Below are 27,000 nucleotides of genomic sequence, written 5' to 3' on the forward strand. Positions count from 1 at the left end.
ATGGACAACGAACAGAAGCTCCGGGACTACCTTCGACGGGCCAGTACGGACCTTCAGCGCACTCGGCGGCGGCTTCAGGACCTGGAGGCGGCGGCGCAGGAGCCGATCGCCGTCGTCGGTATCGGCTGCCGCTTCCCCGGCGGGGTGAAGAGCCCCGAGGACCTGTGGCGCATGGTCGTCAGCGGCGAGCACGGCATCCGCCCGTTCCCCCAGGACCGCGGCTGGGACCCGGACATGCTCGCCCTGTCGGCCACCGACCAGGGCGGCTTCCTCGACGGTGCCGGAGAGTTCGACGCCGACTTCTTCGGCATCTCGCCGCGCGAGGCGCTGGGCATGAACCCGCAGCAGCGGGTCCTGCTGGAGGTCACCTGGGAGGCGCTGGAGCGGGCCGGCATCGACCCGCACACCCTCAAGGGCAGCCAGACCGCGGTGTTCGCCGGCGCCATGAACCAGGACTACCAGCTCGGCCCCGGTGACGGCGCCGAGGGCATGCTCCTGCTCGGCAGCTCCAACAGCGTCATCTCCGGACGCATCTCCTACACCCTCGGCCTCGTCGGCCCGTCGGTCACCCTCGACACCGCCTGCTCGTCGTCGCTGGTGGCGATGCACCTGGCCATGCAGGGGCTGCGCGCCGGAGAGTGCTCGCTGGCGCTGGCCGGCGGCGTCACCGTCATGGCGAACCCGGTGACCTTCATCGAGTTCTCCCGCCAGGGCGGCCTGTCCTCGGACGGCCGCTGCCGCTCGTTCGCCGACGCCACCGACGGCACCGGCTGGGCCGAGGGCGTCGGCATGCTCGTCCTGGAACGCCTCTCGGACGCGCGGCGCAACGGCCACGAGGTCCTCGCCGTCCTGCGCGGCTCGGCCGTCAACCAGGACGGCGCCTCCAACGGCCTGTCCGCGCCCAACGGCCCCTCGCAGCGACGCGTCATCGAGCAGGCCCTCGTCAACGCACGGCTCACCAGCGACCAGATCGACGTCGTCGAGGCCCACGGCACCGCCACCACCCTCGGCGACCCCGTCGAGGCCCAGGCACTGCTCGCCACCTACGGCCAGGGCCGCGACGCGGACCGGCCGCTGCTGCTCGGCTCCGTGAAGTCCAACCTCAGCCACACCCAGGCCGCCGCCGGTGTCGCCGGCGTGATCAAGGCGGTCATGGCGATCCGCCACGGCGTCGTACCGCAGACCCTCGGCGTCGACCAGCCCTCCTCGCACGTCGACTGGGACTCCGGCGCCGTCGAACTGGTACGGGAGAACCGGCCGTGGCCCGAGACCGGGCAGCCGCGCCGCGCCGCCGTGTCCTCCTTCGGCCTCAGCGGCACCAACGCGCACACCATCATCGAGCAGGCCCCGCCCGCCGAGGCACCCACGCAGGAGCAGGCCCCGGTGCCCGCGGGCACCGTGCCGGTCCTCGTCTCGGGCCGCTCCCGGGAGGCGCTGCGCGCCCAGGCCGCGCGGCTGCTGACCGTCGTCGACCAGCACCGCGCACTCGACCTCGCCCACTCGCTGGCCACCACCCGGTCGAGCTTCGACCACCGCGCCGCGATCACCGGCGACATCCGGGCCGGCCTCGCCGCCCTCGCCGCCGACGAACCGGCCGCCGGGCTCCTCCAGGCCACCGTGGCCCGCTCGAGGTGCGCGTTCCTCTTCACCGGCCAGGGCGCCCAGCGCCTCGGCATGGGACGCGAACTGTACGAGCGCTTCGCCGTCTTCCGGGAGGCGTTCGACGCCGCCCTGGCCCACCTCGACCCCGCGCTGCGCGACATCGTCTGGGGCGACGACGCCGAGATCCTGAACCAGACGCGGCACACCCAGCCCGCGCTGTTCGCGTTCGAGGTCGCCCTCTACCGCCTGGCCGAATCCCTGGGCCTGAAGCCCGACTTCGTCGCCGGGCACTCGATCGGCGAGATCGCCGCCGCGCACGTCGCCGGAGTCCTCTCGCTGGAGGACGCCGCCCGCCTCGTCACCGCCCGCGGCGACCTCATGCAGGCACTGCCCGCCGGCGGCGCCATGCTGGCGGTCACCGCCACCGAGGACGAGGTCCTGGCCCACCTCGGCGACGCCGAGTCGGACGGGCGGATCCCCGCCGGGCAGGTCTGCGTCGCCGCCGTCAACGGCCCCCGCTCGGTCGTCGTCGCCGGAGCGGCCGACGCCGTCGCCGCGATCGAGGAGCACTTCACCGCCGAGGGCCGCAAGACCAAGCGCCTGAAGGTGTCGCACGCCTTCCACTCGCCGCTGATGGACCCGATGCTCGACGACTTCCGCGCCGTCGTCGCCGACCTCACCCTGAACCCGCCGCTCATCCCCCTGATCTCCAACACCACCGGCGAGCAGGCCCGCGTCGAGCAGGTCACCTCCGCCGACTACTGGGTGGACCACGTCCGCCGCGCGGTGCGGTTCGCCGACGGCGTCCGCTGGCTGCACGAGCACGGCGTCACCACCTTCCTCGAAGTCGGCCCCGACGGTGTCCTGTCCGCCCTGGCGCAGGAGAGCGCCGACGACGTCACCGCGCTGCCCCTGCTGCGCTCCGGCCGCCCCGAGACCGACACCGTCACCGCCGCCCTCGCCGCCCTGCATGTGCGCGGCACCACCGTGAAATGGGCCGAGTACTTCGCCGACACCGGCGCCCGCCGAGTCGACCTGCCGACGTACGCCTTCCAGACCCGGCGCTACTGGCCCAAGGGCGGCAGCTTCGGCTTCGACCCGCGCTCGGCCGGCCTCGGCGCCGCCCGGCACCCGCTGCTCACCGCCGCGGTCTCGCTCGCCGACTCCGACGGGGTGCTGCTCACCGGCCGCCTCACCCGCACCACCCACCCCTGGCTGGTCGACCACGCCGTGCGCGGCACGGTCCTGTTGCCCGGCACCGCCTTCCTCGAACTCGCCGTCCGCGCCGGCGACGAGGTCGGCTGCGACCGCGTCGAGGAACTGACCCTCACCGCGCCGCTCGCGCTGCCCGAGACCGGCGGCGTCCAGGTACAGCTGTGGATCGGCAAACCGGACGCCGACGGCCGCCGCACCGTCACCGTCCACTCCCGCCCGGACGGTGAGGACGACGAGCCGTGGACGCAGCACGCCACCGGCGTCCTCACCTCACCCGCCCGCACCACCACCTTCGACACCGGCGTGTGGCCGCCCGCCGACGCCCGCCCTGTGGACATCGAGGGCTGCTACGACACGTTCGCCGGCATGGGATTCGAGTACGGGCCCGTGTTCCAGGGCCTCAAGGCGGCCTGGCAGGGCGCTGACGGCGCCGTCTACGCCGAGGTGCGGTTGCCCGAGGACGCCGACGCCGCGGGCTTCGGCCTGCACCCGGCGCTGCTGGACGCCGCCCTGCACGCCGCGCTCGCCGCCGGAGAGGGCGACGCCGGACTGCCGTTCTCCTGGGAGGGCGTGTCCCTGCACGCCACCGGCGCGGGCGAACTGCGTGTGCGCCTGACCCGCAGCGGTGACAATGCCTACGCGATCGCCGCCGCCGACACCTCCGGCGAACTCGTCGCCACCGTGGACTCGTTGGTCGTACGGCCCGTCGCCGCACCCTCCGCCACCGGCGACCGCGACGCGCTGTTCACCGTCGACTGGGTGCCGGTCACCGTGCCCGCGGAACCCACCGCCTACTCCGTGCTGGGCCAGGACGTGTTCGGGCTCGGCGGCGAGGACGGCGCCGATGTGCTCGTCGTGCCCCTGCTCGGCGACGCGGACGTCGTCGGCTCCGCGCACACGCTCACCGAACGCGTCCTCGGCCTGCTCCAGGAGGAGCGCGAGGAACGCCTCGTCTTCGTCACCAGCGACCGCGACCTCGCCTCCGCCGCGGTGTGGGGCATGGTCCGCTCCGCCCAGTCCGAGGCTCCGGGCCGCCACACCCTCGTCGAACTCGACGGCAGCGAAGCCTCGTTGGCGGCGTTCGGCCGGGCGATCGGCTCCGACGAACCGCAGCTCGCCCTGCGCGACGGCGAGGCCCACGCGCCCCGCCTGGCCCGCGCGCAGACCGCCGAGCCGCAGACCGAGTGGGGCGACAAGGTCCTGGTCACCGGCGGCACCGGCGGCCTCGGCAAGCTGATCGCACAGCACCTCGTGACCGCGTACGGCGTCCGCGAACTGCTGCTGGTCAGCCGCAGCGGCACGGCCGACGTCGCCGAACTGCGGGCGCTGGGCGCCGAGGTGACCGTCGCCGCGTGCGACGTCGCCGACCGCGAGGCGCTGGCCGAGCTGCTGCGCGAGCACCCCGTCAGCGCGGTCGTGCACGCGGCCGGCGTCCTGGACGACGGCGTCCTCTCCTCCCTCACCCCCGAACGGCTCCACCCCGTGCTGCGCCCCAAGGTGGACGCGGCCTGGCACCTGCACGAACTCACCCGGGACCTGGACCTCAAGGCGTTCGTGCTGTTCTCGTCCCTCGCCGGCACCTGGGGCACCCCCGGCCAGGCCAACTACGCGGCCGGTAACCACTTCCTCGACGCGCTCGCCGACCACCGCAGGGCCGAGGGCCTGCCCGCCGTGTCGCTCGCATGGGGCGCCTGGGCCGGGGCCGGGATGCTGGCCGACGCCGACGCCGAGCGCATGGCCCGCACCGGCATGCCGCCGCTCACCGTCGAGCAGGGGCTCAGACTGTTCGACGCCACGATCGCCGGGAGCCACGCCACTGTCGTACCCGCCCGGTTCGACCTCGCGACGCTCCGTCGGCACGGCGCGGTGCCACAGCTGCTGCGCGGCCTGATCCGCACCCGCGTCCGCCGTGCCGCCACCGGCTCGCAGACCGCCGACACCCTGATCCGCCGCCTCGCCGGGCTGCCCGCGGACGAGCGCGGCGACGCCCTGCGCGACCTGGTGCTCACGCAGGTCGCCGCGGTGCTCGGACACGCCTCGGGCGCCGAGATCGAGCCGACACGGCAGTTCCAGGACCTCGGCTTCGACTCGCTCACCGCGGTCGAACTGCGCAACCAGCTCACGGCCGTGACCGGCCTCAGGCTGCCCGCCACGATGGTGTTCGACTACCCGACACCCACCGCGCTCGCCACCCACCTGCTGGACGACCTCTTCGACGGCGCGGCCGACACCGCCGCTCCCACCGCCGTCGCCGGCCTCTCCGACGACCCGATCGTCATCGTCGGCATGGGCTGCCGCTACCCCGACGGCATCGGCTCGCCCGACGACCTGTGGCGGCTGGTGTCGGAGGGCGGCGACGCCGTCACCGGTCTGCCCGCCAACCGCGGCTGGGACCTGGAGAACCTGTACCACCCCGACCCCGATCACCCCGGCACGACGTACTCCCGCTCCGGTGGATTCCTGCACGACGCAGGCGAGTTCGACGCCGGGTTCTTCGGCATGTCGCCCCGTGAGGCCCTCGGCACCGACTCGCAGCAGCGCATCCTGCTGGAGGTCGTCTGGGAGGCGATCGAGAACGCGGGCATCGCCCCGACCGCGCTGCGCGGCAGCCAGACCGGTGTGTTCGCCGGCGTCATGTACAACGACTACGGCGCCCGACTCGGCGGCGGCGACTTCGAGGGCTTCCAGGGCGCCGGCACCTCGCCGTCCATCGTGTCCGGCCGCGTCTCCTACACGCTCGGCCTGGAGGGGCCCGCCGTCACCGTCGACACGGCGTGCTCCTCGTCGCTGGTGGCCATGCACTGGGCGATGCAGGCGCTGCGCGCCGGTGAGTGCTCGCTCGCGCTGGCCGGCGGTGTCACGGTCATGTCGACCCCGACCGCGCTGATCGAGTTCTCCCGGCAGCGCGGCCTGTCCCCGGACGGCCGCTGCAAGGCCTTCTCGGACTCCGCCGACGGCGTCGGCTGGGCCGAGGGCGCCGGTGTGGTCGTACTGGAACGCCTCTCGGACGCCCGGCGCAACGGCCACCGCGTCCTCGCCGTCGTCCGCGGCTCGGCCGTCAACCAGGACGGCGCCTCCAACGGCCTGATGGCACCCAACGGCCCCGCCCAGCAGCGCGTCATCCGCGCGGCCCTGGCCTCCGCCGGGCTCACCCCGGACGCGGTGGACGCGGTCGAGGCGCACGGCACCGGCACCACCCTCGGCGACCCCATCGAGGCACAGGCCCTGCTCGCCACCTACGGGCAGGACCGCGACGCCGACCGGCCGCTGCTGCTCGGCTCGGTCAAGTCCAACATGGGCCACACTCAGGCCGCGGCGGGCGTCGCCGGCGTCATCAAGATGGTCATGGCGATGCGTCACGGCGTGCTGCCCCAGAGCCTGCACATCACCGGCCCGTCCACGCACGTCGACTGGACCGAGGGCGCCGTCCGGCTGCTCACCGAGAACACCGAGTGGCCGCAGAACGACCACCGCCCGCGCCGGGCCGGTGTCTCCTCCTTCGGCATCAGCGGCACCAACGCGCACCTCATCCTCGAAAGCACCGACGCCGCCGAGCCGCGCCGCGAGACCGAGGAGCCGCGCCGCGAGCCCACGGAGCAGGTGCGCGGGCCCTTCGTCCTGTCGGCCCGCACCCGGCGCGCGCTGCGCGGCCAGGCCGCCCGCCTGCGCTCCTTCGTGGCCGGCGCCCCGTCCCTCGAACTCACCGACCTCGCGTACTCGCTGGCGACCACCCGCTCCGCGTTCGAGCAGCGGGCGGCCGTCGTCGCCGAGGACCGTGAAGGGCTGCTGCGGGCGCTGACCGCGCTGGCCACCGAGCACACGGACAGCGCGCTCGTCGAGGGCGAGGCCGCGCCGGGCAAGGTCGCCTTCCTGTTCTCCGGACAGGGCACCCAGCGCCTCGGCATGGGACGTGAACTCGCCGAGCGCCACCCGGTGTTCAAGGCCGCCCTGGACGAGGTGCTGGAGCGCCTCGACGTCCGCGACGTCATGTGGGGCGAGGACCAGGAGCAGCTGAACCGGACGGGCCACGCGCAGCTCGCGCTGTTCGCCGTCGAGGTCGCCCTGTTCCGGCTCGTGCGCTCATGGGGGATCCGGCCGGGCGCGCTCGCCGGTCACTCCATCGGTGAGATCGCGGCGGCGCATGTGGCGGGGGTGCTGTCGCTGGACGACGCGTGCGTGCTGGTGTCGGCGCGGGCGCGGTTGATGCAGGCGTTGCCGTCGGGTGGGGCGATGGTGGCGGTCGAGGCGACCGAGGAGGAGGTGGCTCCGTACCTGGATGGTGCGGTGTCGATCGCGGCCGTCAACGGGCCGTCGTCGGTGGTGGTCGCTGGTGACGAGGCCGACGTGGCGCGGGTCGTGGAGCGGTTCTCCGGCCGTCGTACGAAGCGGTTGAAGGTGTCGCATGCCTTCCACTCGCCGTTGATGGACCCGATGCTGGACGACTTCCGTGCCGCCATCGCAGGGCTGTCGTTCAACGCGCCCGAGATACCGCTCACCACCAGCGGTGACGTGACCGACCCCGAGTACTGGGTTCGGCACGTGCGCGCGACGGTGCGATTCGCGGACAACATCCAGGCGCTGCGCGACTCGGGTGTCACCACCTTCCTGGAGATCGGCCCCGAGGGCGCCCTGTCCGCCCTGGTCGACGAGTCCGTCCCCGTGCTGCGCAAGGACCGGGGCGAGGAGGAGGCCGTGGCCGCCGCCCTCGGCCGGCTGTTCGCGGCCGGGGTGGGCGTCGACTGGCGCACCCGGTTCGCCGGCGCCCACGAGATCGTCCTGCCCACGTACGCCTTCCAGCACGAGTACTACTGGCCCCTCGGCGCGCCTGAGCAGCCGCCCGCCGCCGGCTCCGACACCTCGGCCGACCCCGCCGACGCCACCCTGTGGGCGGCCGTCGAACGCGGTGACGCCCGCGAACTCGCCGCGCTGCTCGGGCTGGACGCCGAGCAGAGCTCCTCCCTGGACTCCCTGATCCCGGTGCTGTCGTCCTGGCGGCACGGCAACCAGGAGAAGGCCCTCCTCGACTCCTGGCGCTACCGGGTGCTGTGGGCGCCGCTGCGGGCCACCGCCACCCCGGTCCTGGACGGCCGTATCGCCCTGTTCACCTCCGGCGACACCGACCCCGAGCCGTATCGCGCCGCACTCGCCGCGCACGGCGCCGACGTCACTGTGGTCACGCTCGACGACCCCGCCGCCGTTGGCGAACTCCCCGACTGCGACGGCGCGGTGTCGCTGCTCGCGCTGGACGAGCGTCCGCACGCCGCGCTCACCGTCGGTCTCGCGCTCACCGTCGAACTCGTCAAGCGGCTCGACGCGCCGCTGTGGACGGTCACCTCCGGCGCGGTCGCCGCGGGCCTCGGCGACGAGGTGCGCTCGCCCGCCCAGGCGGCGGTGTGGGGCTTCGGCCGGGCCGCCGCGCTGGAGTACCCGCAGCGCTGGGCGGGGCTGGTCGACCTCCCGGACACCCTCGACGAGAACGCCCTGCGCCGTTTGGTCACCGTCGTCGCGGGGATCGACGGCGAGGACCAGGTCGCCGTCCGCACGACCGGCGTCCTCGGCCGCCGCCTCGCCCGCCGACCGGTCGACGCGCTGCCCGCCGGCCTGCCCGTCTCCGGCACCGTGCTGATCACCGGCGGCACCGGCGGCCTCGGCGCCACCACCGCCAGGTGGCTCGCCGGACGCGGTGCCGAGACCCTCGTCCTGACCAGCCGACGTGGCCCGGATGCGCCGGGCGCCGCCGAACTCAGGGCGGAGCTGGAGGAGTTGGGCCCCCGGGTGGAGATCGTCGCCTGCGACGTCGCCGACCGGGCCGCGCTCCAGCGCCTCCTCGACGGCATCGACGGCCTCACCGGCGTCGTGCACGCCGCAGGCACCGCCCAGCAGGCCCCGCTGGAGCACACCGACCTGGCCGCGTTCGCCGACGTGCTGGCCGCGAAGGTCGACGGTGCCCGCCACCTGGACGAACTCGTCGGTGACATCGGCTTCTTCGTCCTGTTCGGCTCGATCGCCGGCGTGTGGGGGAGTGGTGGCCAGACCGCCTACGGCGCCGCCAACGCGTACTGCGACGCGCTCGCCGAGCACCGCAGGGCACGCGGTCTCGCGGCCACCTCCATCGCCTGGGGCCCCTGGGCCGAGGTCGGCATGGCGACCCACGCCGCGATGTCGGAGCACCTGTCCAAACGAGGCCTGACCCTGCTTCCGCCCGAGCAGGCGGTCACCGAACTCAACCGTGCCCTCGTGCACGGCGACACCTGCGTCACCGTCGCCGACGTCGCCTGGGAGAGCTACTTCCCGGTCTTCACCTCGGTGCGGCCGAGCCCGCTGCTCGCCGACCTGCCCGAGACGAAGGCGCTGCTCACCGGGGCCGTCGAACCCGCCCGCAGCGACTCCGACTTCGTGCGCGGGCTGCGCGATCTGCCGGAGGACGACCGGCGGCGCCGCATCGTCGACCTGGTCCGTACCGAGGCCGCGGCGACGCTGGGCCACGGCTCCGCCGACGAGGTGGGCGAGCACCGCGCCTTCCGCGACATCGGCTTCGACTCGCTCACGGCCGTAGAACTGCGCAAGAAACTCTCCGACGCCACCGGGCTCCCGCTGCCCGCCACGCTGGTCTTCGACTACCCGACCCCCGCGGTCCTCGCCGACCACCTGCTCGCCGAACTGCTCGGCGCCACCGAAGCCGACACCGTCTGGACCGCCCACCGCGACGGCTCCGACGAACCCATCGCCATCATCGGCATGTCGTGCCGCTTCCCCGGCGGCGCCGACACCCCGGAGCGGTTCTGGGACATGGTGCTCGCGGGCACCGACGCGATCACCGAGTTCCCCGGCGACCGCGGCTTCGACATGGGCCAGTTGTACGACCCGGACCCCGACCGGCCCGGCACGACGTACACCACCGCCGGCGGCTATCTGCCGGACGCCGGCGACTTCGACCCGGCGTTCTTCGGGATCTCGCCGCGCGAGGCCACCGGCATGGATCCGCAGCAGCGGCTGCTGCTGGAGACCACCTGGGAGGCGGTCGAGCGGGCCGGCCTCGACCCCGCCGCGCTGCGCGGCGACCGGGTCGGCGCGTTCATCGGGTCGAGCTACATCGAGTACGGCGGTGGCGACGGCGGCGGCAGCGAGGGTTACGCCGTCACCGGCAGTAGCCCGTCGGTGCTGTCGGGCCGGGTGTCGTACGTGTTCGGCTTCGAGGGCCCGCCCGTCACCGTCGACACCGCCTGCTCCTCCTCCCTCGTCGCCCTGCACCTGGCCTGCCAGTCGCTGCGCTCCGGGGAGAGCACGTACGCCGTCGCCGGCGGCGCCACCGTGATGCCGAACCCGAAGCCGCTCATCGCGTTCTCCCGGCAGCGCGCCCTGGCGAAGGACGGCCGCTGCAAGTCGTTCGACGACTCCGCCGACGGCATGATCCTGTCCGAGGGCATCGGCATGCTGTTCCTGGCGAAGCTGTCCGACGCGCGCCGCAACGGGCTTCCGGTGCTGGCGGTCGTACGCGGATCCGCGGTCAACCAGGACGGGGCGTCCAACGGACTGTCGGCCCCCAACGGCCCCTCCCAGCAGCGCGTCATCCAGCAGGCCCTGGCCAACGCCGACGTGCAGCCGTCCGAGGTGGACGCCCTGGACGCACACGGCACCGGCACCGCGCTCGGCGACCCCATCGAGGCGCAGGCGCTGCTCAACACCTACGGCCGCGACCGGGACGCCGACCGGCCGCTGCTGCTCGGCTCGGTGAAGTCGAACATCGGCCACACCCAGTCCGCGGCCGGTGTGGCGTCGGTGATCAAGATGGTGATGGCGCTGCGGCACGAGGTCCTGCCGCAGACCCTGCACCTCAACGCGCCGTCCTCGCACGTCGACTGGAGCTCCGGCGCGCTGTCGCTGCTCAAGGAGCCCACGCCGTGGCCGGAGACGGGCCGCGCGGCGCGCGCCGCCGTGTCGTCGTTCGGCATCAGCGGCACCAACGCCCACGTGATCCTGGAACAGGCGCCGGGCGACGACGCCCCGGTCGCCGAAGAGGTGAGCGAGGCGCCCGTCCCGGTCCTCGCCGGCGCGGCCGCCGTCGTCCCCTGGGTCGTCTCCGCGAAGTCCGACGCCGCGCTGCTCGCCCAGGTGGAGCGGCTGCGCGAGGTGCCGGGCAGCCCGCACGACATCGGGTTCTCGCTCGCCCACCGCTCCGTGTTCGACCACCGCGCGGTGCTCCTCGACGGCGTCGAGATCGCGCGCGGCGTCGCCGACCTGGAGCGCAAGGTCACCTTCGTCTTCCCCGGCCAGGGCACCCAGTGGGTCGGCATGGGCGCTCAACTGCTCGACGAATCACCGGTGTTCGCCGCCCGCCTCGCCGAGTGCGCCGCCGCACTGCGCCCGTTCACCGACTGGTCGCTCATCGACGTCATCCGCGGCGGCGGCTCGCTGGACCGCGTGGACGTCGTCCAGCCCGCTTCCTGGGCGGTGATGGTGTCCCTCGCCGAGGTGTGGAAGGCGTACGGCGTCACCCCCGACGCCGTGATCGGGCACTCCCAGGGCGAGATCGCCGCCGCCGCGGTGTCCGGCGCGCTGTCGCTGGAGGACGCCGCGCGCGTGGTGGCGCTGCGCAGCCAGGCCATCGGCCGCACCATGTCCGGCTCCGGCAGCATCGTGTCCATCGCGCTGTCCGCCGCCGAGATCGAGCCGCGCCTCGCCGAATGGGGCGAGAGGCTCTCGCTCGCCGCCACCAACGGCCCCCGCTCGGTCGCTGTCTCCGGCGACCTGGAGGCCCTGGACGCGCTGTGCGGGGCGCTCACCGAGGAAGGCGTCCGCGTACGCCGGATCGAGGTCGACTACGCCTCGCACTCCGCGCAGGTGGAGGTGCTCCGCGAGGAACTCCTGCGCGACCTCGCGCCGATCCGGCCGCGGGAACCCGAGGTCCCCTTCCTCTCCACGGTCACCGGCGAGTGGAACAACGCCACCACCGACGCCGAGTACTGGTTCACCAACCTGCGCCGCACCGTGCGCCTCGCCGAAGCCGTGGACACGCTCCTCGCGGCCGGACACCAGGCGTTCATCGAGGTCAGCTCGCATCCCGTGCTCACCCCTGGCGTGCAGGACGCCGCGCAGGACGCGGGCCGGCGCGCCGTCGTCACCGGCACCCTGCGCCGTGACGCGGGCGGCGCCGCCCGGGTGCTCGCCTCGGTCGCCGAGGTGTGGGTGCGCGGGATTCCGGTGCGCTGGAAGGAGCAGTTCGCCGGGGCGCGCCGCGTCGATCTGCCGACGTACGCCTTCCAGCGCGAGCGGTTCTGGACCGGCCCGGCGATGCCGCCGCAGGCCGCCGGTGCCGCCGATCCGGCCGACGCCGCGTTCTGGACGGCCGTCGAGCAGTCCGACCTCGCCACGCTGACCCGCTCGCTGCACCTCGACGAGGAGACCCTGGCCGCCGTCCTGCCCGCGCTAACCACGTGGCGTCAGGCGGGCCGTGACCGCTCCACCACCGACGCCTGGCGCTACCGGGTCACCTGGAAGCCCCTGCGCGGCCTCAACGGCGCCGCCCTCACCGGCACTTGGCTGGTCGTCGCCGCCGACGACAGCGACGACGCCGACGTGGTCGCGGCCCTGGAAGCCGGGGGCGCCGAGGTCCGCCGTATCACGCTCGGCGAGGCCGACGCGGACCGTGCCGTCCTCGCGGCCAGGCTCTCCGACCTCGCCGACGTCGACCTCGCCGGCGTCGTCTCGCTGCTGCCCGCCGCCGAACGGCCGACCGCGCTCGGGCTGCCGCTCGGCCTGCTCCTCACCGTCACCCTGATCAACGCCCTCGGCGACGCGGGCATCACCGCCCCCGTCTGGAACCTCACCCGCGACGCCCTGTCCACCGGCCGCTCCGACACCGTCACCCACCCCGGCCAGGCCCAGGCCCTGGGCATCGGCTGGACCGCCGCGCTGGAACACCCGCAGCGCTGGGGCGGCTCCATCGACCTGCCCCTCGCACTCGACGCCCGGGCCGGCCGGCGCCTGGTCGCCGCCCTCACGGGGGCCGGGCAGGAGGACCAGCTGGCGATCCGCGCCTCGGGCACCCTCGCCCGCCGGATCGTGCGCGCCCCCGCCCGCCCCGACAAGCGGCGGGAGTGGACGCCGCGCGGCACGACGATCATCACCGGCGGCACCGGCACGCTCGGCCCGCACGTGGCCCGCTGGCTCGCCCACCTGGGCGCCGAGCACCTGGTGCTCACCAGCCGCCGCGGCCTCGACGCGCCCGGCGCCCGCGAACTCGCCGCCGAACTCGCCGAGATCGGCACCCCCGCCACGGTGGTGGCCTGCGACGTCGCCGACCGCGACGCCGTCGCCGCCCTGCTCGACGACCTGCGCGCGAACGGCCACGAGATCCGCTCGGTGATCCACACCGCCGCGGTCATCGGCCTGCACTCCATCGACGGCGCCACCCCCCAGGCACTCGCCGACATCCTCAGTGCCAAGGTGGACGGCGCCCGCCACCTCGACGAGCTGCTCACCGAGGACCTCGACGCGTTCGTGCTGTTCTCGTCCGTCTCCGGCATGTGGGGCAGCGGCGACCACGCCGCCTACGTCGCCGGCAACGCCTACCTCAACTCGCTCGCCGCCGCCCGCCGGGCCCGCGGCCTGCGCTGCACCGCCGTCTCGTGGGGCATCTGGTCCGACGACCTCGGCCTCGGCCGCGTCGACACCGAGCAGATCCGGCGCAGCGGCCTGGAGTTCATGCCGGCCCGCCTCGCGCTCGCCTCGCTGGAGCGGGCGATCGAGGACGACGAGACCGAGCTGGCCATCGCCAACGTCGCCTGGGACCGCTACCACCCCGTGTTCACCGCGGGCCGGCCCACCACGCTCTTCGACGAGCTCCCCGAGGTGCGGGCGCTCACCACGGCCGCCGCACAGTCGGCCGGAAACGAGCAGGCCGACGGGTTCGCGGCGAAGCTGCGAGCCCTGCCGCCCGCCGAGCGGGAGCAGACCCTGCTCGATCTCGTACGCGCACAGGCGGGCGGCGTGCTAGGGATGGCGAGCCCCGACGCGCTCACCGAGCACCGGGCCTTCCGCGAGGCCGGCTTCGACTCCATCACCGCGGTCGACCTGCGCAACAAGCTCGCCGCCGCGACCGGTCTCACCCTGCCCACCACGATGGTCTTCGACCACCCGAGCCCCCTCGCCCTCGCCGAGTTCCTGCTCGCCGAGATCCTCGGCTCCGACCCGACGGCACAGCAGCCGGTCGTCGCGGCCGCGGCCACCGACGAGCCCATCGCCATCATCGGCATGGCCTGCCGCTACCCCGGCGGCGTCAGCTCGCCCGAGGACCTGTGGCGGGTCGTCCTCGACGGCGTCGACGCCATCTCCGGCTTCCCCGCCGACCGCGGCTGGGACGCCTCCGCGCTCTACAACCCCGACCCCGACGCCCCCGGCGGCGCCTACTCCGTGCAGGGCGGCTTCCTGCACGACGTCGCCGACTTCGACCCCGGCTTCTTCGGCATCTCGCCCCGCGAAGCCCTCGCCATGGACCCGCAGCAGCGCCTCCTCCTGGAGACCGCCTGGGAGTCCATGGAACGCGCCGGCATCGACCCGCACACCCTGCGCGGCAGCCGCACCGGCGCCTTCATCGGCGCCAGCTACCAGGACTACTCCTCCGGCGGCTCCGGAGCGGCCCCCGGCGACGAAGGCCACATGATCACCGGCACGCTCTCCAGCGTGCTGTCCGGCCGGGTGTCGTACCTCTTCGGCCTCGAAGGCCCCGCAGTCACCCTCGACACCGCCTGCTCGTCCTCCCTGGTCGCCATGCACCTGGCCTGCCAGTCGCTGCGCGACGGCGAGAGCAGCCTCGCCCTCGCCGGCGGCGTCAGCGTCATGGCCACCCCGGGCGCCTTCGTCGGCTTCAGCCGGCAGCGCGCCCTCGCCAAGGACGGCCGCTGCAAGGCCTACTCCGACTCCGCCGACGGCATGACCCTCGCCGAGGGCGTCGGCCTGGTCCTGATGGAACGCCTCTCCGACGCCATCGCGGCCGGCCACCGAGTCCTCGCCGTCGTCCGCGGCTCCGCCATCAACCAGGACGGCGCCTCCAACGGCCTCACCGCACCCAATGGCCCCTCCCAGCAGCGCGTCATCCGCCAGGCCCTGGCCAACGCGCGCCTCGCACCGTCCGACGTGGACGCCATCGAGGGCCACGGCACCGGCACGGACCTCGGCGACCCCATCGAGTCACAGGCCCTCCTCGCCACCTACGGCCAGGACCGCCCCGCCGACCGGCCGCTGCTGCTCGGCTCGGTGAAGTCCAACATCGGCCACACCCAGATGGCCTCCGGTGTCGCCTCCGTCATCAAGATGGTCCAGGCGCTCCAGACCGGCACCCTGCCCCGCACCCTCCACGTCGACCGGCCGTCCACCAAGGTCGACTGGTCCACCGGGGCGATCGAACTCCTCACCGACCAGCGGCCCTGGCCCGAGACCGGGCGGGCCCGCCGGGGCGCGGTGTCCTCCTTCGGCCTCAGCGGCACCAACGCCCACCTGCTCCTGGAACAGGCGCCGCCCACCGCGGACCCGGCGCCGGAACCCGCCCCGGCCCTGGTCCCGGTACTGCTGTCGGCCCGCGCCGACGAGGCCCTGCGGCAACAGGCCGCACGCCTGCTGGAACTTCACGCGAGCCCCGTCGACCTCGCCGCGTCCCTGGCCCGCCACCGCTCCACCTTCGAGCGGCGCGCCGTGATCGTGGCGCACGACCACGCCGAACTGGTACGCGGCCTGACCGCACTGCGCGACGACCTCCCGGACGCCTCCCTCGTCCGCGGCACCGCCGCCCGGGGCCGTACGGCACTGCTCTTCACCGGCCAGGGCTCCCAACGCCTGGGCATGGGACGCGAGTTGTACGACACCCACCCCGTGTTCGCCGACGCCCTGGACGCCGTGTGCGTCCACCTCGACGCCGAACTGGACCGGCCGCTGCGCGAGGTGATGTGGGGCGAGGACCAGGACACCCTCGACCGCACCGGATACGCCCAGCCCGCGATCTTCGCACTCGAAGTCGCCCTGTACCGCCTGGTCGAGTCGTGGGGCGTCACGCCCGACCACCTCGCCGGGCACTCGATCGGTGAGATCGCGGCCGCGCATGTGGCGGGGGTGCTGTCGCTGGAGGACGCGTGTGCGCTGGTGTCGGCGCGGGCGCGGTTGATGCAGGCGTTGCCGTCGGGTGGGGCGATGGTGGCGGTCGAGGCGACCGAGGAGGAGGTGGCTCCGTACCTGGATGGTGCGGTGTCGATCGCGGCCGTCAACGGGCCGTCGTCGGTGGTGGTCGCGGGTGACGAGGCCGATGTGGCGCGGGTCGTGGAGCGGTTCTCCGACCGGCGTACGAAGCGGTTGAAGGTGTCGCACGCCTTCCACTCGCCGTTGATGGACCCGATGCTGGACGACTTCCGTGCCGCCATTGCCGGGCTGTCGTTCAACGCGCCCGAGATACCGCTCACCACGAGTGGTGATGTGACCGATCCCGAGTACTGGGTGCGGCATGTGCGCGACACGGTGCGATTCGCCGACGCCGTACGGCAGTTGGAGGGCCGGGGCGTGCGGACGTACCTGGAACTCGGACCCGACGGCGTGCTGTGCGGCATGGCGGGGGAGAGCCTGACCGAGGACGCCGTACTGGTCCCGGCGCTGCGCGGTGAGCGGCCCGAGGCCGCCACCCTGCTCACCGCGCTGGCGGGCGTGCATGTGCGCGGCACCGCGGTCGACTGGCGGGCGTACTTCGACGGTGCCGGAGCGCGCACCGTCGACCTGCCGACCTACCCGTTCCAGCACCAGCGCTACTGGCCGGAGCCCGTCGCGCCGCACTCCGCGGACGCCGCCGGCGACAGCGTCGACGACGCGTTCTGGGACGCCGTCGAGCGCGAGGACCTCGCCGCGCTCGCCGAATGGCGCACCCGCAAGCTCCGGTCCACCGTGGACTCCTGGCGCTACGGCGTCACCTGGAAGCCGCTCACCGCGACCGGCGTGGCGACCGGGCCGTGGCTGGTGCTGACTGCGGACGGGTACGACGCCTCCGCCGACGTCGAGAGCATCGTGGCCGCGCTCGGCACCGGAACCGAACTGATCGAGGCCGGCACCGACCGGGCCGCCCTCGCCGCCCGGCTCGACGGCGCCACCTGCGCCGGTGTGCTCTCGCTGCTGGCACTCGACGCCGACACCGAGACCGCCCTCGCCCGCACCGCCCTGGTGGTGCAGGCACTCGGGGACGCGGGCGTCGACGCCCCGCTGTGGGTCGCCACCCGCGGCGCGGTGTCGGTCGGCGGCTCCGAGACCGTCGCCCGGCCCGAGCAGGCCGCCGTGTGGGGTCTGGGCCGGGTCGTCGCCCTCGAACACCCCACCCGCTGGGGCGGACTGGTCGACCTGCCCGAACACCTGGACCGCAACTCCCTGCGCCGCATCGCGGGCATCCTCGCCCAGCGCGGCGAGGACCAGGTCGCGGTGCGCCCCTCCGGCACCTACGGCCGCCGCCTCGGCCGCAAGGCCGTTCCCGGCACCGCGCGCGAGTTCCGCCCCGGCACGGCCCTGGTCACCGGCGGCACCGGCGGCATCGGCGCGCACGTCGCCCGCTGGCTCGCCGCCCACGGCGCCGAGAAGATCGTCCTGGTCAGCCGCCGCGGCACGGACGCGCCCGGCGCGGCCGAACTCGCCGCCGAACTGGGTGAGAAGGCCGTCATCGCCGCCTGCGACGTCGCCGACCGCGACGCGCTCGCCGACCTCCTCGCCGAGCACCCGGTCACCTCGGTGTTCCACACGGCCGGCGTCGTGGACGACGGGCTGGTCGAGACGATGGCACCGGACGCCTTCGCGAGCGTGCTGCGCGCCAAGGAGACCGCCACCCGCAACCTGCACGAACTGACCGCCGACCTGGACGCGTTCGTCCTGTTCGCCTCCACCGCGGGCGTCATCGGCGCCGCCGGACAGGGCAACTACGCGGCGGCCAACGCCTTCCTCGACGCCTTCGCCGAACACCGGCGCGCCCAGGGCCTGGCGGCCACCTCCGTCGCCTGGGGCCCGTGGGCCGAGGCCGGTATGGCCGTCGACGGGGCAGGAGTGGCCGAGCGGCTGCGGCGCGGCGGGTTCACGCCCCTGGCGCCGGAGCTCGCGATGGCCGCGCTGCGCCGGGCGATCGAGCACGGGGACGCCTCGGTGACGGTCGCCGACATCGACTGGGAACGCTATCTGCCCGCCCTGGCCGGCCTGCGGCCCGCGCCGCTCGTCGACGACCTGCCCGAGGCCAGGCGCCTGCGTACGGCCGAGCGCACCGCCGAGGCCGAGCAGCCTCAGGTGCGGGGGCGGCTCGCGGCCCTGCCCGCCGCGGATCGCGCCCGCGCCGTACTCGACCTCGTACGCGGTCAGATCGCCGCCGTTCTCGGCCACGCGAACGCCGCCGACGTCGACGTCGACCGGGCCTTCCTGGACCTCGGCTTCGACTCGCTGACCACACTGGAGCTGCGCAACCGCCTCCAAGCGGCCCTGGAGCTGACGCTGCCCGCGTCCCTGCTCTACGACTACCCGACCCCCGCCGGACTCGCCGAGTTCCTGCTCGCCGAAGCAGTGGGCGAGGCGGGGACCGAGACCGGCACCGCGGCCCCCGCGGCAAAGGCCGGACCGGTCGACGACGACCCGATCGCCATCGTCGGCATCGGCTGCCGCTTCCCCGGCGGCGTCGGCTCACCCGAGGAGATGTGGCGGCTGCTGGCCGAGGGACGCGACGGCGTCAGCGCGTTCCCCGCCGACCGCGGCTGGGACCTCGACGCCCTCGGCGCCGGCGCCTCCGCCGCCCTGGAGGCCGGATTCCTCGACGCGGTCGCCGACTTCGACGCCGGCTTCTTCGGCATCTCGCCGCGCGAGGCGCTGTCCATGGACCCGCAGCAGCGCCTCGTCCTGGAGACCGCCTGGGAGGCCCTGGAACGCGCGGGCATCGACCCCTCGCGCCTGCGCGGCAGCAGCACCGGCGTGTTCATCGGCACCAACGGCCAGGACTACGAGAACGTCCTGCGCCGCGCCACCGAGGACACCGTCGCCGAGGTCCAGGGATACCTGGCCACCGGCAACACCGCGTCGGTGATGTCCGGCCGACTGTCCTACGTACTCGGCCTGGAGGGCCCGGCCGTCACCGTCGACACCGCCTGCTCCTCCTCCCTGGTCGCCCTGCACTGGGCCGCCAAGGCGCTGCGCGGCGGCGAGTGCACGCTCGCCCTCGCGGGCGGCGTGTCGGTCATGTCCAGCCCCGACTCGTTCGTGGAGTTCACCACCCAGGGCGGCCTCGCCCCCGACGGCCGCTGCAAGGCCTTCGCCGAGGCTGCCGACGGCACCGCGTGGTCCGAGGGCGCCGGTCTGCTCGTACTGGAGCGGCTGTCCGACGCGGTCGCCAACGGACACGACGTCCTTGCCGTCGTCCGCGGCTCGGCCGTCAACCAGGACGGCGCCTCCAACGGCCTCACTGCGCCCAACGGCCCCTCCCAGCAGCGCGTGATCCGGCAGGCCCTCGCCGACGCAGGCCTCTCGCCCGCCGACATCGACGCCATCGAGGCGCACGGCACCGGCACCACGCTGGGCGACCCGATCGAGGCGCAGGCCCTGCTGTCCACGTTCGGCGGCACGGACCGCCGGGCCCCGCTCTACCTGGGCTCGGTCAAGTCGAACATCGGGCACGCGCAGGCCGCCGCCGGTGTCGCCGGCGTCATCAAGATGGTGCTCGCGATGCGCCACGGCACGCTGCCCAGGACGCTGCACGTCGACGCGCCCACCTCGCACGTCGACTGGTCCGCGGGCACGCTGGCGCTGCTCGGCGACGCCGTCGACTGGCCGGAGAACAGCCACCCGCGCCGGGCCGGTGTCTCCGCGTTCGGCCTCAGCGGGACCAACGCCCACGTCATCCTGGAGGAGGGTCCCGCCACCGCGGCTGCGGCCCCGATCCCGACCCCGGCCGACGCGGACCGCGCCCCGGGTACCCCGTGGCTGGTCTCGGCGAAGTCCGGACAGGCCCTGCGCGACCAGATCGAACGGATCAGGACGGTGGACGCCGCCCCGCTCGACATCGCCTACTCACTGGCCACCACCCGCACCGCCTTCCCGCACCGGGCCCTCCTCGTCGACGGCACCGAGATCGCCACCGGCACCGCCCGCAAGGCCGCTGCGACGGCGCTGCTCTTCTCCGGGCAGGGCTCGCAACGACCGGGCATGGGAAGGGAGTTGTACGAGCGATTCCCGGTCTTCGCCGACGCCCTGGACGACGTACTGGCACACCTGGAGCCGGGGCTGCGGGAGGTGATGTGGGGTGAGGACGCGGAACTGCTGAACCAGACCGGTCACACGCAGCCCGCACTGTTCGCGCTCCAGGTCGCGCTGTACCGGCTGGCGGAGTGGCTGGGCATACGGCCCGACCACCTCGCCCGTCATTCCATCGGTGAGATCGCGGCGGCCCATGTGGCCGGTGTCCTCGCCCTGGAGGACGCCGCGAAGCTGGTGACGGCTCGGGCGACGCTGATGCAGGCGTTGCCTACCGGGGGCGCCATGATGGCCATCGAGGCGACGGAAGAGGAAGTCGCCCCGCAGGTCACCGAGTTGGTATCCATCGCGGCCGTCAACGGCCCGTCCTCCGTGGTGATCGCGGGCGACGAGACCGAGGTCGAGCGGATCGCCGAAGCCTTCGGCGACCGCAGGACCAAGCGGCTGAAGGTCTCCCACGCGTTCCACTCGCCGCTGATGGACCCGATGCTGGACGACTTCCGCGCCGCCATCACCGGGCTCACCTTCCATGAGCCGACGATCCCGATCGCGACCATCGGCGATGTGACCGACCCGGAGTACTGGGTCCGCCACGTCCGCGAAACCGTCCGCTTCCACGACCACGTCGGCACGCTGCGCTCCGCGGGCGTCACGACCTTCCTGGAGATCGGCCCCGACGGCGTACTCTCCGCGCTCGTCGAGGACGCCGTACCCGCACTGCGCAAGGACCGCGACGAGCGGGACGCGTTCGCCCTCGCCCTCGGCCGGCTGTTCCTGCGGGGCACCGGCGTCGACTGGGAGAGGTACTACGAGGGCACCGGCGCCCGCCGCGTGGACCTGCCGACGTACGCCTTCCAGCGCGAGCGCTACTGGCCGCACACCATCGCGTCCGGGCAGCCGGCCCGCGCCGCCGTGGACGGCTGGCTGTACGACGTGACCTGGGCGCCGGTCGCCGCCGGGAACACCCCGCCGCAGGGGCGTTGGCTCGCGCTGGTGCCCGAGGGCGACGTGTGGGCGGCCGAGGCGGTCGCCGCGTTCGGCGGGGACGCGGAGGTGGTCCACGAGGTGCGGTCCGGCGACTACGCCGGAGTGCTCTCGCTGCTGCCCACCGGTCCGGCCCGGCTGCTGGCGGACCTCGCGGAGGCCGGGGTCACGGCGCCGCTGTGGTGCGTCACCCGGGGCGCGGTCGCGGTCGGCGACGAGCCGCTGCGCAGCCCCGCCCTGGCCCCGCTCTGGGGCGAGGGTCAGGTCGCCGCGCTGGAGCTCCCCGAGCGCTGGGGCGGCCTGGTCGACCTGGCCGAGCCCGTCGCCGACTGGTTCGCCCGGATACCCGAGGGCGAGGACCAGGTCGCGATCCGCGCCGACGGAGTCCACGCCCGGCGGCTGGCACGTACGACCGTCACCGCGCCGTCCTGGACGCCGCGCGGCACGGTCCTCGTCGTCGGCGCCGACGGCACGATGGGACGGCACGTGGTGCGCTGGCTGGAGGACGAGGGCGAGGACGTCGTCGTCACCCACGACCTCGACGACCTTCAGCGGGCCGACGCCGTCGTCTACGTCGGCGAGGACACCCCGCTCGACGTCCTGTACGACCTCGACGAACGGCTCGGCGACCGGGACCTGGACGCCTTCGTGGTGTTCGGGTCGGTCGCCGGGATCTGGGGTGCCCGGGGGCAGAGCCCGCAGGCGGCGCACGGTGCGCTGGTCGACGCGTTCGCTCGCGGTCGGCGCGACCGGGGCCGCAGGGCACTGTGCGTGGCGTGGGGGCCGTGGGCCGACACGACCGACGCGAGCATGACCGCGCACCTGCGGCTGAGCGGCATGCCGGTCATGCCCGCCCGGCAGGCGCTGTCCGCGCTCGGACTCGCGGTCGCGGCCGACCGCAGCACGGTCGCCGTGGTGGACGTGCGCTGGGAGACGTTCGCGCCCGCGTTCGGCCCCAGCACCGTCTTCGCCGCCCTGCCGGAGGCCCGCGTCGAGGCCGCCGAGCCCGACTCCGCCCTCGCCCAGCGGCTCCTGGAGCTGCCGGAGTACGAGCGGCAGGGCGAGGTGCTCACCCTGGTACGCGAGCGCGCGGCAGTGGTGCTCGGCCACTCCGGGCCCGACGCGGTCGAACCCGACGTGCCGTTCCGCGACCTCGGCTTCGACTCCCTCACCGCGCTCGACCTGCGCAACCAGATCGCCGCCGCGACCGGCCTCACCCTGCCCGCCACACTCGTCTTCGACCACCCGACGCCCGGCGAGCTCGCCGACCACCTCCTCGACGAGGTGCTCGGCACCGTCAACGACCCGGCCGAGGGCGTACTCGTCCCGCGGGCCAGGGCCCTGGACGAGCCGATCGCCATCGTCGGCATGGGCTGCCGCTACCCCGGCGGCGTGACGAGCCCCGAAGGCCTGTGGCAGCTGCTGCTCGACGGCACGGACGCCACCGGCGACATGCCGGCGGACCGGGGCTGGGACCTGGCCGCGCTGGCCGCCGGGCAGAGCGCCACCCTGCGCGGCGGATTCCTGTACGACGTCGCCGACTTCGACCCGGACTTCTTCTCCATCTCGCCGCGCGAGGCCCTCGTCATGGACCCGCAGCAGCGCCTCGTGCTGGAGACGGCCTGGGAGGCCCTGGAGCGCGCGGGCATCGACCCGGGCCTGCTGCGCGGCACCGACACCGGCGTGTTCGTCGGCGGCGGTAGCGGCGAGTACCGGTCCTCCCCGCAGGAGACCGGCCTGGAGTGGCAGACCGCGCAGTCCGCGTCGCTGCTGTCCGGCCGCCTCGCCTACACCTTCGGCCTCCAGGGGCCGACGGCATCGGTGGACACCGCGTGCTCCTCGTCCCTGGTCGCCCTGCACCTGGCCGCGCAGGCCCTGCGCTCCGGCGAGTGCTCCATGGCGCTGGCCGGCGGTGTGTGCGTGATGTCGACGCCGGTCGGGTTCATCGAGTTCAGCGCCCAGGGCGCCCTCTCCGAGGATGGCCGCTGCAAGGCGTTCTCCGACGACGCCGACGGCACCGGCTGGGCCGAGGGCGTGGGCATGCTCGTACTGGAGAGGCTGTCGGACGCCCGGCGCAACGGCCATCAGGTCCTCGCGGTGGTCCGCGGCAGCGCCATCAACTCCGACGGCGCCTCCAACGGCCTGACCGCACCCAGCGGCCCCGCCCAGCAGCGAGTCATCCACCACGCCCTCGCGGCGTCCGGACTGCGCCCGAACGACGTGGACGCCGTCGAGGCGCACGGCACCGGCACCAGGCTCGGCGACCCGATCGAGGCCCAGGCGCTGATCGCCGCCTACGGCCGGGACCGGGCCAACCCGCTGCTGCTCGGCGCCGTCAAGTCCAACCTCGGCCACACCCAGGCCGCCTCCGGCGTCGCCGGTGTGATCAAGATGGTCATGGCGATGCGGGCGGGTGAACTGCCCCGCACCCTGCACGCCGAACAGCCCACCAGCCACGTCGACTGGAGCGCCGGCACGGTCAGGCTGCTGGCGGAGCGGACGCCGTGGCCCAACACCGGCCGGGTGCGCCGGGCGGGCATCTCGTCGTTCGGTGCGAGCGGCACCAACGCGCACGTCATCATCGAGCAGGCCGAGGCCGAGCCCGCGAAGCCGACGGAGAACCCGGGCGGTGTGCTGCCGGTGCTCGTCTCCGGCCGTACCCCCGCCGCGCTGCGCGACCAGGCCACCCGCCTGCTCGCGACCGCGTCCACCACCGAACTCGCCGACCTGGCCTACTCGGCGGCGACCGGCCGCGCCGCCTTCGAGCACCGCGCCGTGGTCCTCGCCGACGGCCGGGACGACCTGCTGGCCGGCCTCACCGCACTGTCGGAGGGCGCCCGCACCCCGCAGCTCGTCGTCGACGAGGCCGCCCGGTCGGGCAAGCTCGCCTTCCTGTTCGCCGGGCAGGGCTCGCAGCGGCTCGGCATGGGCCGCGGACTGTACGAGCGGTTCCCGGTGTTCCGGGCCGCCCTGGACCAGGTGCTGGCCCTCCTCGACCCGGCGCTGCGGGACGTCGTCCGCGGCGGCGACGAGACGGCACTGAACCGGACGGGCAACGCCCAACCCGCGCTGTTCGCCGTCGAGGTCGCCCTCTACCGGCTCGCCGAGTCGTGGGGGCTGCGGCCCGACTTCCTCGCCGGGCACTCGATCGGCGAGATCGCCGCCGCGCACGTCGCCGGGGTGCTCTCCCTGGCGGACGCGTGCACGCTGGTGTCGGCGCGGGCCTCGCTCATGCAGGCCCTGCCGGCCGGCGGCACCATGGTCGCGGTGCAGGCGTCGGAGGACGCCGTCCTGCCCCAACTCACCGACGGCGTCACCATCGCCGCGGTCAACGGGCCGGAGTCGGTGGTCGTCGCCGGTCCCGAGGAAGCGGTCCACGCCGTCGCGGGCCGCTGGAAGCACCGCGCGCTGCGGGTGTCGCACGCCTTCCACTCGCCGCTGATGGACCCGATGCTCGACGAGTTCCGCAAGGTCGTCGCGGGTCTCACCTTCACCGCGCCGGCCATCCCGGTCGTGGCCCAGGGAGACGTGACCGACCCCGAGTACTGGGTACGGCACGTCCGCGAGGCCGTACGGTTCGCGGACAACGCCCGCACCCTCGCCGAGCGCGGCGTCACCACCCTGGTCGAACTCGGCCCGGACGCCACCCTTTCGGGCCTCGTCCCGGACAACGCACCCGGCACGGTGGCGATCCCGCTGCTGCGTAAGGACCGTGACGAGGAGACCACCGCCACCACCGCGCTCGCCCGGCTCCACGCCCGCGGCGTACCCGTCGACTGGGCCGGCTTCTTCGGCGGCGGCAACCGCGTCGACCTGCCCACCTACGCCTTCCAGCACCAGCGGTTCTGGCCCTCGACCATGACCGCCACCGCCACACGTTCGGCCGCCGCCGAGCCCGGCAGCGACGACGCCGCGTTCTGGGCCGCCGTCGAGGGCGAGGACTTCGGCGCGCTGGAGCAGGTGCTCGACGTCGACGGCGGCGCGCTCTCCCAGGTGCTGCCCGCCCTGCTCGACTGGCGCCGACAGCACAACGACACGGCGGTCGTGGACAGTTGGCGGCACCGGATCGCCTGGAAGCCGCTGGACGGCGGCTCCGGTACGCCGGCCGGACGCTGGCTGGCCGTGACCCCGGCCGGCGACGACGCCTGGGCGGCACGGGTCGTGGCCGCGCTCGGCGCCGACGTCGTCACCGTCGCGGTCGACACCCCCGACCGCGCCCGGATCGCCAAGGCCCTCGCCCCCCTCGGCACCGGCTTCACCGGAGTGGTCTCCTTGCTCGGCCTCGCCGCCTCGGACCCCGGCGGCACACCGCAGGGCACCCTGCTCACGGCGGCGCTGATCCAGGCGCTCGGCGACGCGAGCCTGACCGCACCGCTGTGGTGCGTCACCCGCGGCGGCGTGGCCGTCAGCGCCGCCGAGGCGCCGGACGACCTGACGCAGTCGGCGATCTGGGGCCTGGGCCGGGTGGCCGCGCTGGAGTACCCGGAGCGCTGGGGCGGCCTGATCGACCTGCCCGCCGAACCCGCCGGATCCGCCGGACTCGACGACCGCGTCCTGCGCGGCCTCGCCTCCGTCCTCGCCGGACTCGACGGCGAGGACCAGGTGGCCGTACGGGCGAGCGGCGTCTTCGGCCGCAGGCTCCTCCCCGCGCCCGCCCCCGCGCCGGCCCGCGTCTGGCAGCCGCGCGGCACGGTCCTCATCACCGGCGGCACCGGCGCGCTCGGTGGCCACGTCGCCCGCACCCTCGCCCGCGAGGGCGCCCGCCACCTGCTGCTCCTCAGCAGGCGCGGTCCCGATGCCCCCGGCGCCGAGGAACTGAGCACCGACCTCCGCGACTTGGGCGCCGAAGTCACCATCACCGCCTGCGACGTGTCCGACCGGGCCGCCCTGCAGGCGATCCTGGACGGGGTGGACGACCTGACCGCCGTGGTCCACACGGCGGGCGTGCTCGACGACGGCGTCCTCGACAAGATGACGCCCGAACGGTTCCAGGACGTGTTCCGCAGCAAGGCCGACCCGGCGCTGCTGCTGGACGAGCTGACCTCGGGCCTCGACGCGTTCGTGCTGTTCTCGTCGGCGTCGTCGGCGGTCGGCAGCCCCGGCCAGGCCAACTACGCCGCCGCGAACGCCATGCTGGACGCGCTGGCCGAACGGCGCCGGGCCCATGGCCTGGCCGCCACCTCGATCGCCTGGGGCGCCTGGGGCGGCGCAGGCATGGCCGACTCCGAGGACGCCGTCGCCAACGCCCAGCGTGCGGGCATCGCGGCGATGGACCCCGAACTCGCCTGCACGGCCCTGCGTCAACTGGCCGCGGAGGACGGGGCGACCGCGGTCGTCGCGGCCGTCGACAAGGGCCGCTTCTCCGGCGGCTTCCGGCCCAACCCGCTGCTGCGGGAACTCGCCGGACCCCAGGAGACGGCGGCACCCGAAGCGGCACCCTCCGGCGCACTGCGCGAGCAGCTCCTCGGCCTGGCGCCCGCCAAGCGCCACGAGACGCTGCTCGACCTGGTCCGCACCCAGGCCGCGGAGGTACTGGGCCGGACCGACACCGACGCGGTGCACGCCGACCGGCCGTTCCGCGACCTCGGGTTCGACTCGCTCGCCGTGGTCGAGCTGCGCAACCGCCTGAACGCGGCGACTGGCCTCAGCCTCGCCTCCACGCTGGTCTTCGACCACCCCTCGCCCGCCGAACTGGCCACGCACCTCCTGGACCAGCTGGTACCCGAGGACGCGGCCGACACCGACAGCGAGGAGGCCGAGATCCGCGACCTCCTGGCCAAGGTGCCGCTCGCCCAGCTGCGCGAGATCGGCGTACTGGAACCGCTGCTGCACCTCCTCGGCAAGTCCTCGGCCGAGGAGACCGACGGCACCGGCTCGATCGACGACATGTCCGTCGACGACCTGGTGCAGGCGGCACTCGAAGGACAACTCGGCGGACAGCTGGACGGACAGCTCGACTGA

General features: G+C 74.3%; 1 protein-coding gene. It reads left to right on the plus strand.

Going from position 1 to position 27,000, the window contains the following annotated elements:
• Entirely contained in the window at positions 1-27,000 is a 27,000-nt protein-coding gene (locus AB5J49_RS44095; RefSeq protein WP_369174491.1) for a type I polyketide synthase, read from the plus strand.

The sequence above is a fragment of the Streptomyces sp. R28 genome, from assembly GCF_041052385.1.
Taxonomy (GTDB): domain Bacteria; phylum Actinomycetota; class Actinomycetes; order Streptomycetales; family Streptomycetaceae; genus Streptomyces.

Bases quoted from the DNA above. Each gene is read 5' to 3' on its own strand.
- AB5J49_RS44095 (WP_369174491.1), top strand. From the start codon at position 1: ATGGACAACGAACAGAAGCTCCGGGACTACCTTCGACGGGCCAGTACG.